Raw genomic sequence first — 16912 nt, 5'->3', positions numbered from 1 at the left:
CAATATAAAGGAGTAACCTACTCCCTATTGAATGGCAATTGTCAGCCACCTTCTATACAAGTAGCAGCTGAGCTGTCAACGATGTTATTTAATTCAGTTAAAAGGTTAGCAAGTGTATCTGAATCCACAGTGGCTTCCATAGATTTTTCTGTAAGCAGTATATTGTATTTTTCAAAAATGGCAGCTGTAGCTTCCCAAATTTCAACTACAGCTTTTGGTGACATATTGGATTGGATAACCATATTACCACCTCCTTTTTTACTGGCGTGGTGCAAACAGCATCACCGAAACACCAACTATACATATACCTGCACCTACCCAATCATATAAATCAGGTGCTTTTTTATCGATCCCCCAACCCCATAATACAGAAAGAACGATAAATACTCCGCCATAAGCCGCATAAACTCTGCCGAATGAAGGAAAGCTTTGAAATGTAGCAATAACACCATAAAGTGCTAAGATAATTCCCCCGGAGATCCCCCAATAAAGTGGCTTACCTTCTCTTAGCCAAAGCCATATAAGATAACCTCCACCAATTTCAGCTAATCCCGCAAGAAAAAACAAAACTATACTATAAAAAATAAAATTCACTTCCTAAAACAATTCATTTAACGATTATTATATCTTATCTATTGAACTTTGACGCGATAAAGGTATATGAAAAATCAGTGTTTTTGCTTAGTGCAACTTTCTTTCTTATTACTTAATTAATGGGAAGTAGGAAAAAACGTTGCTATAGACCCACATAAGATTGATTTGTTAATCTAATAATAATCTTTTGGAGGTGTAATAACCTGTGAATTCTTCTAAAGTAGCTTTCCTTTCCGTAATGAGTAACACGACAGTGGTTATTTTAAAAATAATTGTTGGAATCTTTACGGGATCAGTCGCTGTTCTTTCTGAAGCCATACACTCGTTTTTAGATTTAATGGCTTCTTTAATAGCCTTTTTTTCTGTCCGAATTTCGAGCAGGCCCGCAGATAAAACACATCCTTATGGACACGGGAAAATTGAGAATATTTCTGGAACGATTGAAACGATATTAATTTTTGTTGCTGGCATATGGATTATTCATGAATGTATTCAAAAACTAATGAATCCATCACCAATCAAACTGCCTTTTCTAGGTATCTTAGTTATGCTAATTGGTGCAGCCATTAACTTTGTTGTGTCAAAAATTGTAGGGAAAACTGCCGAAGCAACCCATTCGGTTGCCATGAAATCAAACGCTCTCCACTTACTTACAGATGTCTACACTTCGGTTGGTGTAGCCTTTAGTTTATTACTGGTAAATTTGACGGGGTGGTATTTTCTGGACCCAATCATAGGGATCGGATTGGCTATCTATATCATGGTGGAAGCATTTAAATTAATGAAGGAATCATTTCCACCATTATTAGATGCAAGCTTGTCTACTGAAGAGGAACAATCTATTCTGCAAATTATTGAATCGTTTAGTGATGAGTATATTGAATATCATGACTTTCGAACAAGACGCTCAGGTCCCGATGAATATATTGATTTTCACTTAGTTGTGTCTGCACATGAAGATATTGAGACCGCACATGATCTTTGCGACCGTATTGAAAACAGAATTCAAGTTATATTTAGTAAAGCTCAAGTATTAATTCATTTAGAACCTGAAAATGAAAGATTAAAAACGTAAAGAAGAAGTACTTTACATTTTCTTCCCTTGAGTGTAGAATTTCTACATACCTAATAATTCTAGGTAGGTGAAAATATGTTTAATCGTGAATTAGTCAAAGGAAGCTCGTCCTTATTGCTGCTTCAAATGTTAGGTGAGCGGGATATGTACGGATATGAGATTGTTAAAGAGCTCGAGAAACGCAGCGAAAATGAGTTTTCTTTTAAGGAAGGCACGCTGTATCCAGCGCTTCATAAGCTCGAAAAGCAGGAATACATCGAATACTATTGGCAGGAGCAGGAGAAAGATCCTGCAAGGAAGTATTATCGGATTACTGAAGCGGGGAAAGCCATGCTTCTTGAAAAAACCCGCGAATGGCATGATTTTGTTTCTGTCATGAACAAGGTGATGGGGAGAAAAAAACATGGATCGGCTGAAGGATGAGTTTTTAGGAGAGCTTACCAAGCATCTCGGCAATCATAAAGAAAAAGAATCAATCTTAGAGGAATATGATGCACATCTTGATGAGCTCCTTGTCGAGCTCTATAAATTAGAGGATGAAGATGAGCTCCGTAATCAAGTTTACTCACGGTTCGGAACACCTGAGGAAATTGCTGCCATGTGGCGAGAGGAGCTTTCCGTAACTCCCAGCAATATGAAATGGCTGTTCATCGCCGTTAATATTCTTTTTTTTGCTGCTGGTTCTTTTCTTACTTTGGCACATAATCTTCTTGAATGGGGATGGCTCACGAGTTTGTGGGTTCAGTTAACTTCTTTTCCAATCTTGATTGCTCTTATTTATTTGTGTTTTTGGGCTTTGCTTGGCTATGAAATCGGCAGAGGCTTTGGGCATAAAGGCAGGAAACTGATGAAGCGGACATTCTTTTTAGCCTTAATTCCAAATGCAACGTTAATGGTTCTAACGGTTTTCCGAATTATTCCCCATGAATGGTTTAGCCCATTATTGACGGAATCCTTTATTGGGATCTGTATTTTATTTACCCTCCTTTTATACCCAGTTTGCCTGATTAGTTATAGGTGGGGGAAAAAAGCTTCGGTATAAGCTTTTTTTTACTCATATACATAGAAATTCTATGTATATAAATAATCTATTAAAAATGGAGGATTTACAAATGGAGTTGAAAATTAAAAGGGTTGACTGGTTCTTTTTATTTTTGTGCTTGTTGGCAGGTATTGTTGCAGAAGAAGCATTTTTCAGGTACCCAATCGGCATATCCTATTTTGCTTCCATCGTTGTGTTTTATTTAATATTTTTCTGGAGGTTTAGGAAATTCTCCTTTACACATCAACGGCTTGGATATTTGCTATTAATTTCAATTTGGCTTTTGTCAGCAAGCTATTATCTATATGATACAGCATTATTAAATTTATTTAATAGTCTTGTCATCCCTGGCCTTGTGATTATTCACCTTGCCTTGATAACGTCACCGAAGAAACTAGAATGGAGTAACTGTTTTTTCATCTATTACATTTTAAAGCGCCTTGTGGATGGAATTCTTTATAATACCCTTTTCACTAAGCAGGCAGCTAGACTAGTAAAACAAAGTAGCAATGAAAAGCATTATGATGCGTGGAAAAAAATCCTAATAGGAATAGCCATCTCTGTTCCGTTTTTATTTGTTATCCTTACTTTACTCATTTCAGCCGATGCTCAATTCGAGAGGCTTTTAAGAGGAATTCCTGATTTGCTGAGCTTTAACGGAGAGCATGTTTTCCGTATAATCATAACTTTAATATATACTTTCAGTTTCTTTGGCTTTCTTCAAGCTCTAATGCAAAAAAATATTCAAATTGTCCAAAAGCAGGATGCCATAAAGCCAATTAGTATGGACGGGATTATTACACTGACCGTGCTGTTGCTCCTTGATTTGGTCTATGTCTTGTTTGTTGCCGTCCAATTTAAATATTTTTTCAGTGGCACGCTCGATGATGGCTATACATATGCTGAATATGCGCGCCGCGGCTTTTTTGAACTGCTTTTTGTCACCATGATAAACTTAACTGTAACAACTGGTGTCATTCAAGTGACAAAGAAGGTGCCTAGACTTTTGAAGAAGGCTATTAGCTTTGCTCTGACAATTCTTGTCCTATCAAGCGGAATTCTTCTTACGTCCGCTTTCATGCGATTGACCATGTATGAAGATGCTTATGGCTTTACATTAACGCGGATCCTTGTCCATTCTTTTATGATTTTCCTAATGGTTATCTTTGCTTATACGCTCGTAAAAATTTGGATTGAAAAGCTTTCTTTGTTCCGTTTTTATTTCATTGCGGCACTCATTTACTATGCTGGAATCAATATTGTAAACTTCGATCAGATTGTTGTGGACAAAAATATGACTCGCTTAGAGACAACGGGGAAAATTGACATCCATTATCTAGACAGCTTATCAGCAACTGGAATCCTAGGGTTAATTGAGCTTTATGAAAAGAAGCCTGATGTTCCTGGTTTGAAAGAGTTACTTATACAGCGTAAAGTAGAGAAAGAGTATTTAAAAAGCCATTCCTGGCAGTCGCACAATCTTACAAGAAACCAAGCATATGAAAAGCTGGGGACATTGGTTTTTTAAAAAAGACATAGGTTTTTAGAACAATATCAATTCTATTAGGTAGAAAAAGTTACAACAAGATGTCGAAAATTCATGGCATCTTTTTTACATTTTTCTATTTTATTTCAGCCTCAAAACTCCATAATTTCTCCATATTTATTTGATATAGTTTTTTTGCCATTGAAATTAGAAAAGCGAGGCGACTGTTCAGCCCCGAAAAGCATAAGGCAAGCTTTCATGAAGGTTGTACTTTACCTTCATGGGTGATTGACTTATGACCTCAAGGGACTAGGAGCCACAGCTAGACATGAAGGAGGAAACAAAATGAATTCGAAATTTTGGATTTCTTCATTATTTTTAAGCGCAATTATTATTGGAGGATGTAGTTCAGGGAATACAAGATCAGAAAGTGAATCTGAGTCAAATCATGCTATGGACCATTCCGATATGGATCATGAAAAGATGATGGAAGAAATGGAGGGGATGGATGGTCATATGAGCCATATAAATCCTATAGCATTAAATGATTCAACAGGGGAAAATGAGTTAGCAATTCCACCTTTGCTGGAACAAAAGAATGGGATTTATCATATTGCTGCACAACTAGGAACAACTGAAATATTTAAAAGTGTTCAAACAGAAACATATGGATATAATGGCTCATTTTTAGGTCCTGTCATTCGTGTTAATAAGGGTGATACAGTCACATTTAAAACAAGCAATGAGTTATCTGAGCCTACAACATTCCATTGGCATGGTTTAGAAATTCCGGGTGAAGGTGATGGAGGTCCACACCATTTGATCCAACCTGGTAAATCAAAAGACGTGATATTTACAGTAAATCAAGAAGCATCGACTTTGTGGTTCCACCCGCATCCAGAAGGTGCTACAGCTGAACAAGTGTATAAAGGTTTAGCAGGGTTAATTTATGTGGAAGATGAAAATTCCAAAAGTCTTGCTTTACCAAATGATTATGGAGTTAATGACTTTCCATTAGTGTTTCAAGATCGACAATTTGATGATAAAAAACAACTTAATTACAAAGCAGTCCTAAACGAAGATGGAACAATTGGTGATACATTGTTAGTGAACGGAACACTAAACCCAAAATTAACTGTTGGAAAAGAAAAAGTCCGTTTACGTTTATTGAACGGATCAAATGCTCGTAACTATACTTTCCAATTAAATACAGGTGATTCATTCCAACAGATTGCAACAGATGGCGGTTTTTTAAATGAACCAATAGCGATAAGTGAAATTACCTTAACACCTGGTGAAAGAGCGGAAGTAATTGTTGATTTTTCAAAATTTAATGCAGAAAACGATATTTCTTTAGTTAATGAAGCGGGTAATATTTTACTACCGTTTAAAATAGGTGAACATAAAACAAGAGAAACAACAAAATCTCTAGAAAATTTAAATGATTTTGCGGTAACAGATGAAGAAAGAAATTTACCTGTTTCTAAAAGACTTGAACTTTTTGGTATGGGGATGCACGTAACAATTAATGATAAACAATTTGATATGAACCGAATTGATTTCACACAAAAACAAGGAGAAACTGAAACTTGGGAAATTTATAATAAGCCAGATGCGATGGGTGGAATGATACATCCATTCCATATTCATGGAACACAATTTAAAATCGTTTCAATTGATGGGAAAGAACCTTCTGCAAGCCTACACGGGTGGAAGGATACAATCGCAATTGAAGCCGGTCAAACAGTAAAATTAGCTGTAAAGTTTAATAATAAAGGGATTTATATGTTCCATTGCCATGTGTTAGAACATGAGGAAAATGGAATGATGGGGCAAGTTGAAGTAAATTAATATTTGTTTATATAATTGTTTCGGATGTAGGAAGAACTTCTTTACAAGTAAACAGAATTCTTTAATGGATTAATTGATTAAAATGATAAGGAGGTGAAAGAAAGATGAAAATAAAAACCTTTCTAGCAATTTTATTTATTTCTATAGTATTAGTTGGTTGTGGACAGTCTAGTTCAAATGAAGAGGCTGCTTTAAATAACAATGAAGTTGAAAACGTTAGAGAATTAGTGCGTGATTACAGTTTAGGAAATATAAAGAGCAAGTCTGCTTCGATTACTTCCCAACAGCTAATTGTTAAGAAATCTAATGGAAACAAGTTAGCTTATGACTTGTCAGAGGAAGACTTCTTCGTTTCTATTGCACCTTACGTGAACAAAACTCATCCTTGAACGAATCATAGCTTGACAGGTTGTCAAGGTGAATTGGTTGAAAAAGAGTTTGATGTATACATTGAAGATATGGAAGGTAATGTAATTTTGGACGAAAAAGTTAAATCCCAATCTAATGGATTTTTCGACTTATGGCTCCCACGCGATAAAACATATCAAATAAAGATTAAGTATGATGGAAAAGTATCGGAATCAGAAATTTCAACTTTTGAGAATGATGGTACTTGTATTACAACTATGCAGTTAACTTAAGGCACCTATGCAGGTGCTTTTTCTTGTTTTTTGGATCGCAAAAATGCGTTAGCCAAATTAGATATGTAAGGAGCTACTTATTGGACACATTTTAGATGGTTTTGGCCAATAAAACAAAAATAAAGGATTGGACAGAACCAATCCTTTTATTTAAGAAATGTTTAAATATTATTATTTTCAATAAGGCAAGCTAGACGGCAAAGTACACAACGACTCCAATAACGATTAGATTTAGTATCCATCCAAATAGACCAAACCCCATCATTCCAACCAAATAATCTTTGAAATACAAATGTCAAATTCTTTTATTGTTTCATTTTCGCATAAGAAAATAAATGCTTGTTAAAATGAAAAGTAGAATAATAGCTATCTGCCATTCCGTTTTTAAGGATAATACTTGGTTAACAGAATAAGCTTCTATAAATAGAGATGGGATTTTCCCTAATGTGCTTGCAACGCTAAACGATACCAGCCCCATTTTACTGAATGCAGCTGCGAGTGTTACAGCGCCTGAAGGAATAAACGGTAAAAATCTAAGGAGAAGTACAAGAAATATTGCTTCTGCTCCAGCTGTATTTTTCAACTTTAACAAAAGCCTAGACTTTGTTTTTTCTAAACTAGGTAAAAGTTTTATTAAACCTTTTCGATAAAAAACAAAACTTACAATTGCTCCAGCTGCCTCTCCAGCAATAGAGACCACCAGCCCCTTCTCAAAGCCAAAAAAGGCGATGTTTCCCGCGGTAATAAAAGCGCTAGGCAAAATTCCAGATATAGCAATAAGCATATTAATTATCAAACTAAAGAGAACAGCGAGTATTGGATTAACAGGAAACCATTCTAGCAAATAAGCTCTCATATTTCTCTCTTACCAGCCCATTTATAGCCAAAACCCCAAACAGTTACTAGATGTTTATCGGCGGGAAAACCCGATTTTCGTAGCTTTTCTCTTAAATTTCTAACATGCGAATCAATCGTCCGATCTTCAGTTGAAACGCCATACCCCCAGATAGAAGTAATAAGGTGTTCCCGTGTAAATACTTTGTTCATATTATTTAAAAATAAATCCATCATTCCAAATTCCTTAGGAGTTAAGGGGATGTCCTTTTTATTAAACTGAAGTACAAATGAATTCATGTCCAAAATAAGACCCTGAAATGTAATATTGGCGTTTTCAATTTTATTTCTTCTCAATACAGCCTCAATTCTAGCCATTAATTCTTCTTCGTCAAATGGTTTTGAAATATAATCATCAGCCCCAATTTTTAATCCCTTTACAATATCAGGTTTCTCAGCTCTTGCGGTAAGCATAATTATTGGAATATCCCAATGTTTACTTATTTCTTGACATGCTTCCCATCCATTCATTTCAGGCATCATGACATCAAGTAAAATGAGATCAGCTTGGCGGGATTCTAAATAGGCAATAGCTTCGATAGCAGAAGTCATTTTTATACATTTGTACCCTGCAGGCGATAAATAAAGAGATAGTAAATCAAGCATAAGTGGTTCGTCATCAACTAAAATAATAGTTTTCATCGTTTTCTACCCCTTAAAAATTATTGCAAACTCGGTTCCCTTTCCTAATTCGCTTTTAACTATAATTTCTCCGTCATGCATATCAATAAGTTCTTTCACAATGGCAAGTCCTAGCCCAGAACCTCCTAAAGATCTAGTACGAGCTTTATCAACACGATAAAAACGGTTAAATATATACGGAATATCTTCATTTGGTATTCCTTTTCCATTATCTTTTATCGAAATTTGAACAGAAAGTTTATCTTTTGACACATTTATTGCTGTTTCGGTATCTGCATAAGAATATTTCATTGAATTATCTAAAAGGTTTAAGATGATTTGCTCCAATCTTGAGGGGTCTGCCAGAATAATAACATTAGAAGGGCAACTGATCCTTAAGTTCATTTTTTTCTCCAAAAAAGCCGGGGAAAGTTTTCTTTCAATAGATAAAAGGAATTCATATAAGTTAATTTGTTCTTTTTCAATGACAAAAGTGTTTTTGTCTATTTTTGCTAAATCAAATAAATCTTTAATTAGAATCGAAAGACGATTGGTTTCTTCTAGAATAATATTCAAGTATTTTTGTCGTTCTTTAATTGATAGATTTCGTTTTAGGACAATATCTGTATATCCTTTAATATAAGTTAAAGGGGTTCTGAGCTCATGGGAAATACTTGCTAAGAATTCATTTCTCTCCTTCTTTAAATACTTCAAATCATTTGCGAGTAATTTGATGGATTTAGACAGATCTCCTAACTCATCATTTCCTCTCTTTGGCAATGTAACTTCGAAGTTACCTTTACTTATTTGTGAAGTTGCATCCTTCATTATGATAAGTGGCTTAGTAAGAGCTTTTGAAAGAGAAATAATAATAATGATTGTCAGGCTAACCGAAATCAAACCCGCCAAAAGAAAATGTTCATTAAGACGATCAATTAAATTATGAACTGATTTTGTGTCTTGGAACATATAAACAAAGCCAGTAGCTTTTCCACCTTGTTCAACTGGACTGACAGTGGCAATAAGTGGTTCATCTCGCCAGTTTCCTTCTATAATTTTTCCTTCCCTTGGAATATTAGCATAAGGTATTTTAAGATACTTTTTAAGCCGATCAACTTCGTCAGAAGAGTCAAGCACCTTTCCGGACTCGTTTGTGATAACGACATCAGTATTCGCTTCCGATTCCATCAGGGTGACATGGGAAATGGTGTCAGCATCAAAGTGCTTTTCGAGTATCGCTCTGTGCGAATTCCCTCTAGCTTGTAATGCAGAAAGCTCCTCTTCAATCCTAGACTCAACAATGGCAGAATGTAAAAAGAAAAACATAAATATTTCGAGTCCGAAAATAATTAAGAAAAACATCGTCCCAATTTTTATTGAAAGTTTGTTCATACTTGACCACCTGTTTTAAATTTATATATATATCTATTTTACCTGATAAGTTTGAAGAAACTTTGCAGTGGGAAAATATAAATCATATACTTCACTCTTTACATACCATACGGGGGTATAATATAATCTAAATTAAGGAGGGATTTGATGAAATCCAATCTAGAAGATGAGTCGTTGTTTTCCGATGATGAAAACTGTTGCTCCACTTTAAGTGAAAGAAAAAGTCATCATTCAGATAAGGTTAAGAAAAATCTAGTCACACGATTAAATCGAATAGAGGGTCAAATTCGCGGGATTAAAGGATTGATCGAAAGAGATACTTATTGTGATGATGTGATTACACAAATTTCAGCTACTCAATCCGCTTTAAACAGCGTGGCAAAGATTCTGCTTGAAGGCCACTTGAAAACTTGTGTTGTGGATCGCCTTCAAGAAGGAGATACGGAAGTACTAGATGAGGTCCTAATTACCATTCAAAAATTAATGAAAAAATAAGGAGCTGTTGAACAATGGAAAAAGTAACATTAAATGTAACTGGTATGTCTTGTGGGCACTGTGTGAAGGCAGTTGAAGGAAGTGTTGGAGAATTAGCCGGTGTTGAAAGCGTGAAAGTAGATTTGAAAAATGGAACGGTTGATGTAGAATATCGTTCCAATGAAGTATCTTTGGATAAAATAAAAGAAGCAATTGATGACCAAGGTTATGATGTAAATTAATAAAATTTTGAAAAAAGGCCGTGCTTAATAAGCACGATCTCTTTTTCAAAAAAATATACCCCATATAGGTATAGGAGGTTTGGATATGAGTGAAAAAAGTCTTGAAAAACAATTACAAGAAAGTCAGTTTCAAATAACTGGCATGACCTGTGCTGCATGTTCCACCCGAATTGAAAAAGGATTAAAGAAAATGGAAGGAGTTGCAGACGCAAACGTCAACCTCGCCCTCGAAAAGGCGACAGTCAAATTCGACGCAGCTGCAACAGGCCATGCGGACATACAGAAAAAAATCAGAGATCTCGGGTATGATGTCGTTACCGATAAAACGGAATTAGTCCTCACTGGCATGACTTGTGCGGCGTGCGCAACAAGAATTGAAAAAGGCCTTAATAAAATGGAAGGGGTCACTGGTGCAACAGTCAATCTCGCTCTCGAAAAAGCAACAGTGGAGTATAATCCAGCAATTGTTTCACCAAAACATATGACCCAAAGAGTCGGAAAACTAGGCTATGGAGCAACTATCAAAAGTGAAGAAAATGAAAAAGAAGAGGTCGACCATCGTCTTAAAGAAATTGAGAAACAAAAAAGAAAGTTTATTTTTTCGATGATACTTTCCCTCCCGCTTCTTTGGACGATGGTAGGTCATTTCAGCTTCACTTCCTTCCTCTATGTTCCCGACATACTCATGAATCCATGGGTGCAAATGGCTTTAGCGACACCTGTCCAATTTATTATAGGAAAACAGTTTTATGTAGGGGCATATAAAGCATTGAGAAATAAAAGTGCCAATATGGATGTGTTGGTTGCACTAGGAACATCTGCTGCATATTTTTACAGTGTGTATTTAACAATGGAAACGATCGGAAAGAACACCCATCCGATTGGCCTTTATTTTGAAACAAGTGCCGTCCTTATCACACTAATCATTCTTGGAAAGCTGTTTGAAGCAAAAGCGAAGGGGCGCTCTTCTGAAGCGATTAAGAAATTGATGGGCTTACAAGCGAAAACTGCAAAAGTCATTCGTGATGAGCGAGAAGTAGAAATTCCGCTTGAAGAAGTTATAGCAGGAGACATCGTGTTAGTAAAACCCGGTGAAAAGATTCCCGTAGACGGCATAATTTTAGAAGGACAGTCTGCTCTTGATGAATCGATGATTACAGGTGAGAGCGTTCCGGTCGATAAAACAGTAGGTGATACAGTAATTGGTGCCACCATAAACAAAAATGGTTTTATTAAAATGAAGGCAACTAAAGTCGGGAAAGACACAGCTCTTGCACAAATAATTAAAGTGGTCGAAGAAGCACAAGGTTCAAAAGCACCGATTCAACGTCTTGCCGATTCAATCTCGGGAATTTTTGTTCCAATTGTTGTCGGGATTGCAATTCTTACCTTCCTTATTTGGTATTTATTTGTTGCACCGGGAGACTTTGCAGAAGCTCTACAGCCTGCGATTGCCGTCCTTGTGATTGCATGTCCATGTGCGCTTGGTCTTGCCACTCCGACTTCAATCATGGCAGGCTCAGGTCGTTCAGCGGAAAAAGGCATCCTTTTTAAAGGCGGTGAGCATCTTGAGCAGACACACCATATCGATACAGTCATCTTAGACAAAACAGGCACGATAACGAATGGGGAGCCAGTCTTAACGGATGTCATGACTGATCTTTCCGAAGAAGAATTTTTATCATTGGTCGGGTCTGCAGAGAAACAGTCTGAACATCCGCTTGCTCAAGCAATTGTCGAAGGAATCCGTGAAAAAAATATTGATCTAAAGGATGTTAATGAATTTGAGGCCATTCCTGGCTATGGCATTAAAGCAATTGTGGATAGAAGAGAAGTCTTAATTGGGACACGTCGTTTAATGAAGAAATATAATATTGAAATTGAGCATGTTTTAAATGATATGATTGCACTTGAAAAACAAGGGAAAACAGCGATGTTAACAGCGATAAATGGATCATATGCAGGAATCGTTGCCGTAGCAGATACAATTAAAGATACATCAGCACAGGCTATTAAACGCTTGAAAGAGATGGGGCTAGATGTCATCATGATTACTGGTGATAATGAGCAGACAGCAAAAGCTATTGCTAACGAGGCAGGAGTTGATCATGTAATTGCCGAGGTGCTTCCAGAAGGAAAAGCTGAGGAAGTAAAAAAACTTCAACAGCAAGGCAAGAAAGTGGCGATGGTTGGCGATGGGATTAATGATGCGCCTGCATTAGCGATTGCTAATATCGGTATGGCAATCGGAACAGGAACAGATGTGGCGATGGAAGCAGCGGATATTACGTTAATCCGCGGAGATTTAAACAGCATTGCCGATGCCATCTTTATGAGCAAGAAAACAATTCGAAATATAAGACAAAACCTATTCTGGGCCTTTGCCTACAACACGCTCGGAATTCCAATTGCAGCGATTGGATTTTTGGCACCTTGGCTCGCAGGAGCAGCTATGGCTTTCAGTTCTGTTTCTGTGGTTTTAAATGCACTTCGTCTTCAAAGGGTTAAATTATAAGGCCAAAATAAATGGTAAAAGCAAAAAATGTGACCTGGGAAAGGGCTGTATTTTTGTAATATAAGGTAGATATAAGAAAAAATAAAGAGTAAGAGCAGTGAATATAGCTGCTCTTACTCTTTTCTTGCTTCATTCTCCGCATAGAAAAATAGCTGCTTATTAAGAGGAAAAGAAGGAATAATAGCAATCTGCCATTCTGTAGTTAACCATTTATCAAATGCGCCTTGCACTATGGTAAATAGGTCCCCAATAAGAGCTTACTTTATAATTAACAATTCGAACACCTTCGCTACTTGAAACTACTGCAATTTTTCCATCTCCCATATAGATGGAGGGGATGATGCTGTTGGATTTAAAGAACACCAAGTCTCCTGGCTGCAGATTCTCTTCCTTCACTTCTGTTCCTTTAAGAAGCATGTCTTTTCCATAACGAGGTAACTCTATACCCAATTGTTGATAGACATATTGGACAAAACCACCAGTATCAAATCCTATCGGAGTTGTACCACCTGGTAGATAAGGAGTTCCTAGAAGGTCTGTTGCCTTTTTGATAACCGGGACCTCATTAGAAAGTTGAAGATGTTTCACTCGTCTGATTCCAGCGAACTTTTCTGTATAAAAACTATTGGACAAATAAGTGGTTGTTACCTTTGCTGTTTTTGTTCTTGAAGCATGTATCATTTGATTGTTTCCTGCATATATTCCTACATGTGAAATGCCTGGGCGGTGGGTATCCTTAAAGAATACAAGATCTCCTATTTCTATATCTTTCTTTTCAACTGGTGTACCTAGAAGCCATTGTTGTTCAGGGGCTTCAGGCAGGTGAATTCCCATCGCTTTTTCATATACATATTTTGTGAATCCAGAACAGTCAAATCCTTTTGGTGTTTTACCACCTTCAACGTAAGGGGCGCCTATATATTTTAAAGCCTCTGCGATTAGCGGGTCTTTTTGATCAATATCGGGAACTTTAGTTATTCGTTTCGCTCCATAATAACGCTCATTCCAATAAGAAGAATGTTCAATATCGATGATCGTGATCCCCTTTGAAACAGAGCTGTAAATCATTTTTCCATTTCCTACATAAAAAGCGGTTGTTGTAATTCTTCCTGTATCCGTATTTTTGAAGAAAAGAACGTCACCGGGCTGAAGATTTTCTTTAGATATGTTCGCTCCTAAACTCCATTGTTCACTAGAAACTTCAGGAAGTTTGAGATTTAAAGATGTTCCAAATACAAAATGAATGAATCCTGCAGAAATAAAGCCATCATCAGGCGTTTTGCCATTACTTGAGTAGTTTGTTCCAACATACTTCATGGCTTCTACTATTAAAGGATGCTCGACTTGATATAAATTATCGGTATTAATTCGTTTGGCGCTAATATACCTATCGCCATAGTAAGATCCATCTGAAAGCTTAGTTATTAAGACTCCCTTTGAAACAGAACTAATGACGACTTCATTATTTCCATTGTATATTCCCACACTTGTCACATCTGACTTACTTGTCCCTGAAAAAAAGATAAGGTCACCAGGCTGGAGATCTCTCCTGTCTACAGCTTTCCCAAGTTTAAATTGCTCCTTTGGGTATAAAGGTAAATCTACGTTTTTCGCTTCTTTAAAGACATAGTGAGTTAATCCGCCAGTGCTAAATCCTTGATTGGGATCTTGACCATTTATTGTGTAAGGAACGCCAAGATATTGTTGAGCTGTCTTTGAAATACTGAAATCTTCAGCTGCGAAGACCGTATGAACAAAGAAAAAGGATAAAAAGAAGGTTGCTAGAAAAAAACTTGTATTTTGCCATTTTGACATCTCATTCACTCCCCCTTGTTTGACTTTTCTATTATTTCAAACAACGAAGACCAGATGCAATAGTAAACTATGCCTGTTTTTTAGAAGGTATGCAGAATCTTATTGTAGACAACAAATAAAAGCAGCTAAGATGAGAATATATGAAATCTTTTAAACAAAAACTAGGATATTTCACAAAAGCAAGTGAAGGGAGGGAGGGGGAAAAAGGGGATAGAGTGTAGTGCAATCTTGACCCAATTGTAGACGAATATTCAGTAGGTTTGAGTAAAATCGGAAGTTCGAAAACTACTGTACCAATTTTGGGGGCATTTGAGTTAACGAGTGGTAAGGAGGATGGGGATAAATGGCTGATACTTACGCGAATTATAAAGAATTAGCAGCTGTGGAGGTAAAAGGAGTTGACTATGATATTCATTATCATAAGGTGAATGGATCTAAAACCATTATTTTTACTCCGCATGGCGGCGGTATTGAACCGGGAACATCGGAATTGGTAAAGGCTGTAGCGACCTCATTTTATAACTGGTATGAGTTCGATGGTATGAAGCCAAGTGGAAACAGTATTCTTCATATAACATCTACCCATTTTGACGAACCAATCGCTTTAAAAATGGTAGGAGAATCGTTATATTCTATGGCGTTACACGGGTATAATGATACTTCAATGAAACACACAAATGTCGGTGGATTAGATTACAATCTAAGAGACAGGGTGATAAAAGAACTTAAAACAGAAGGATTTTCCGCAGGAGTTGCAAGAGATGGACTATCAGGTACTGAACCTAAAAATATCACTAATCGTACATCTAGAGGGAAGGGTGTTCAATTAGAGATTAGCACTTTACAAAGGCAAGCCTTTTTTATCAACGCGGATACTAGTCGAGCTAACCGGATAAATACAACAGACGTATTTAAGAAATACGTAAAAGCATTACAGAAAGCCATGGGTTAATCAGATGCAATATAAAACAACGGGGCCTATGTTGCCCCGAGACATACTACGGCATAAACAGGTATCTTTGGGGTGCCAGTTCTTTTTCAAAGGCTATATTAAGAATCTTGTTGGATGTCACTAACAAAAAAAGTTTTTCAAAACAAGATTTTGCAGAAAAGGGGATGAGGAAATGGTGCTTCCCTCTACCCCAAAAGTATGTCCTTATTCGTACTATTAGCTAAAATTGTTTTTCATATATTTATCATACTCATGTTTTAATTCTTGTAATGTTAACTCGTATAACTGACGATCATCCGATGATTTATAAAACTCCATATTTAGTAACTTTTGAATGATCAGCTGTTTTTCACTAAGTATCACTTTATCTGAAATATTTTCCAATTAAAATCTCTCCTTCAGAAGTATGATTTTGAGCACCTCATGTATTTCTACAATATCCAAGCCACAGCAAGGGCAGGTAGAATGATTATTGTCATCATCATCTTCTACGAGCTTTTTTTCGTTGATACACCCACGCCAGTCACAAATCTCGATTATCGTCATTTCCTTTATTGCCTCACATATTTTTTGTCTTCTTTCGATATGTAAATTGATTCTAGTTACCACTTCAAAAGAAAATAGAAATCACTAGTAATGATAATCGTTTTCAAGAGGTTAATTTTAAATGAAAATGATTAACACAGTCAAGTTTATAACAATCTTCGTTTTTGATGTGGTGGGGCCGTTATGGTGATGTGAACTATGTAGAACATGTAATGCGCTATTACAACGGTGAAAGCGAAAGTGTGGTTGTCGTTGGAGACGGAACACAGTCTTTCAAAGTGGAAGAAGTTCATAACATTATGAAGTAGTTTTTGGGTCGGCCGTATGTAAGGGGAGGTAGAACGCCAGCAGCAGGCAATTAGGGCTATTCAGAGAAACTATGAAGACCAGATTAAGTCCTTTACAACTATTCAGAACACCGATACCTTAAAGGTTAATCGATAGTTTCTTGAATAATTTTTCACCTATCAAACTGCTGCTGAACGTTATAAAAAAATTCAGCCCCCATTGTTATTATCCTGTTTAGATAACAAAGGTTTTCTCTATATCGTTGTGATGTGCTGTGCGTTACGAATTACATTGACTTCAATTTTTTTAACCGGCTAAATAGTACCATAGGTACTGGGTTTGTATAAAGTCTGCAATTTATCTTTATCAGGTATTTTATATTTTTATTTTGTACTAGCCTAAAGCAAGTTCATCCCTTCTAACATAGAATAAGTGTATATATTCAAAAAAAAATATTTATGTCTCACAATAGATTATTAAATGG

General features: G+C 36.4%; 17 protein-coding genes. 10 read left to right on the top strand and 7 right to left on the bottom strand.

Translation table 11 applies throughout. The features are described 5' to 3' along the window. Positions 1-41: 41 nt before the first annotated feature. Entirely contained in the window at positions 42-242 is a 201-nt protein-coding gene (locus tag F7731_RS13850; protein ID WP_151535379.1) for a hypothetical protein, read from the bottom strand. Positions 243-258: 16 nt separating this feature from the next. Continuing rightward, complete coding sequence (locus F7731_RS13845) at positions 259-585, bottom strand: YnfA family protein (RefSeq protein ID WP_151535472.1); 327 nt, start codon at positions 583-585, stop codon at positions 259-261. A 214-nt stretch (positions 586-799) separates the two neighbouring features. Between F7731_RS13845 and F7731_RS13840 the strand changes: the two genes are divergently transcribed. From F7731_RS13840 to F7731_RS26730, 6 genes are all read left to right on the top strand, one after another. Continuing rightward, entirely contained in the window at positions 800-1669 is an 870-nt protein-coding gene (locus tag F7731_RS13840) for a cation diffusion facilitator family transporter (RefSeq protein WP_151535378.1), read from the top strand. 75 nt (positions 1670-1744) lie between these two features. After that, the gene (locus F7731_RS13835) at positions 1745-2092 is read left to right on the top strand and encodes a PadR family transcriptional regulator (protein WP_151535377.1); all 348 of its coding nucleotides are present in this window, start codon (positions 1745-1747) and stop codon (positions 2090-2092) included. Beyond that, positions 2073-2711 carry an HAAS signaling domain-containing protein gene (locus tag F7731_RS13830; protein ID WP_151535376.1) on the top strand — a complete coding sequence of 213 codons (639 nt, stop codon included), beginning with the start codon at positions 2073-2075 and terminating at the stop codon, positions 2709-2711. Before F7731_RS13835 ends, F7731_RS13830 begins: the two co-directional genes overlap by 20 nt. 70 nt (positions 2712-2781) lie before the next feature. Continuing rightward, entirely contained in the window at positions 2782-4239 is a 1458-nt protein-coding gene (locus tag F7731_RS13825; RefSeq protein ID WP_151535375.1) for a DUF4153 domain-containing protein, read from the top strand. A gap of 303 nt (positions 4240-4542) precedes the next feature. Further along, on the top strand, positions 4543-6048 hold the full coding sequence (locus F7731_RS13820; RefSeq protein ID WP_151535374.1) for a multicopper oxidase family protein: 1506 nt from the start codon (positions 4543-4545) through the stop codon (positions 6046-6048). Between the two features lie 104 nt (positions 6049-6152). Beyond that, positions 6153-6689: a CueP family metal-binding protein gene (locus F7731_RS26730; protein WP_212031189.1), complete on the top strand. Its 537-nt coding sequence runs from the start codon at positions 6153-6155 to the stop codon at positions 6687-6689. Positions 6690-7002: 313 nt separating this feature from the next. On the opposite strand, the gene F7731_RS13805 is transcribed toward F7731_RS26730, so the two are convergent. From F7731_RS13805 to F7731_RS13795, 3 genes are read right to left on the bottom strand one after another with little or no spacing between them, the layout of a single operon-like run. Continuing rightward, entirely contained in the window at positions 7003-7533 is a 531-nt protein-coding gene (locus tag F7731_RS13805; RefSeq protein WP_246197213.1) for a TVP38/TMEM64 family protein, read from the bottom strand. An 8-nt stretch (positions 7534-7541) separates the two neighbouring features. Continuing rightward, the gene (locus F7731_RS13800) at positions 7542-8225 is read right to left on the bottom strand and encodes a response regulator transcription factor (protein WP_151535370.1); all 684 of its coding nucleotides are present in this window, start codon (positions 8223-8225) and stop codon (positions 7542-7544) included. 6 nt (positions 8226-8231) lie between these two features. Continuing rightward, a complete protein-coding gene (locus F7731_RS13795) occupies positions 8232-9596 on the bottom strand; it encodes a HAMP domain-containing sensor histidine kinase (RefSeq protein ID WP_151535369.1) in 1365 nt (454 codons plus the stop codon). Between the two features lie 147 nt (positions 9597-9743). Between F7731_RS13795 and F7731_RS13790 the strand changes: the two genes are divergently transcribed. The 3 genes from F7731_RS13790 to F7731_RS13780 all read left to right on the top strand — a co-directional run bounded on the left by F7731_RS13790 (position 9744) and on the right by F7731_RS13780 (position 12827). Further along, a complete protein-coding gene (locus F7731_RS13790; RefSeq protein WP_151535368.1) occupies positions 9744-10091 on the top strand; it encodes a metal-sensitive transcriptional regulator in 348 nt (115 codons plus the stop codon). A 14-nt stretch (positions 10092-10105) separates the two neighbouring features. Further along, positions 10106-10312: a copper chaperone CopZ gene (gene copZ, locus F7731_RS13785; protein ID WP_151535367.1), complete on the top strand. Its 207-nt coding sequence runs from the start codon at positions 10106-10108 to the stop codon at positions 10310-10312. Positions 10313-10397: 85 nt separating this feature from the next. Next, complete coding sequence (locus F7731_RS13780; RefSeq protein ID WP_151535366.1) at positions 10398-12827, top strand: heavy metal translocating P-type ATPase; 2430 nt, start codon at positions 10398-10400, stop codon at positions 12825-12827. Between the two features lie 213 nt (positions 12828-13040). On the opposite strand, the gene F7731_RS13775 is transcribed toward F7731_RS13780, so the two are convergent. Next, positions 13041-14642 (bottom strand): C40 family peptidase, encoded by a 1602-nt coding sequence (locus F7731_RS13775; RefSeq protein WP_151535365.1) that lies wholly within the window; start codon positions 14640-14642, stop codon positions 13041-13043. 343 nt (positions 14643-14985) lie between these two features. Between F7731_RS13775 and F7731_RS13770 the strand changes: the two genes are divergently transcribed. Further along, the gene (locus F7731_RS13770) at positions 14986-15594 is read left to right on the top strand and encodes a poly-gamma-glutamate hydrolase family protein (RefSeq protein ID WP_151535364.1); all 609 of its coding nucleotides are present in this window, start codon (positions 14986-14988) and stop codon (positions 15592-15594) included. A gap of 216 nt (positions 15595-15810) precedes the next feature. Here F7731_RS13770 and F7731_RS13765 read toward each other — a convergent pair whose 3' ends face one another. Continuing rightward, positions 15811-15978, bottom strand: coding sequence for a Fur-regulated basic protein FbpA (locus F7731_RS13765; protein WP_151535363.1), 168 nt, complete (start codon positions 15976-15978; stop codon positions 15811-15813). Positions 15979-16912: the final 934 nt, after the last annotated feature.

The sequence above is a fragment of the Cytobacillus depressus genome, from assembly GCF_008923245.1.
In the GTDB taxonomy this organism is placed as follows: Bacteria; Bacillota; Bacilli; order Bacillales; family Cytobacillaceae; genus Cytobacillus; species Cytobacillus depressus.
Note: the sequence above shows the minus strand (reverse complement) of the source record. Positions and strands in the feature narration are given on the sequence as shown.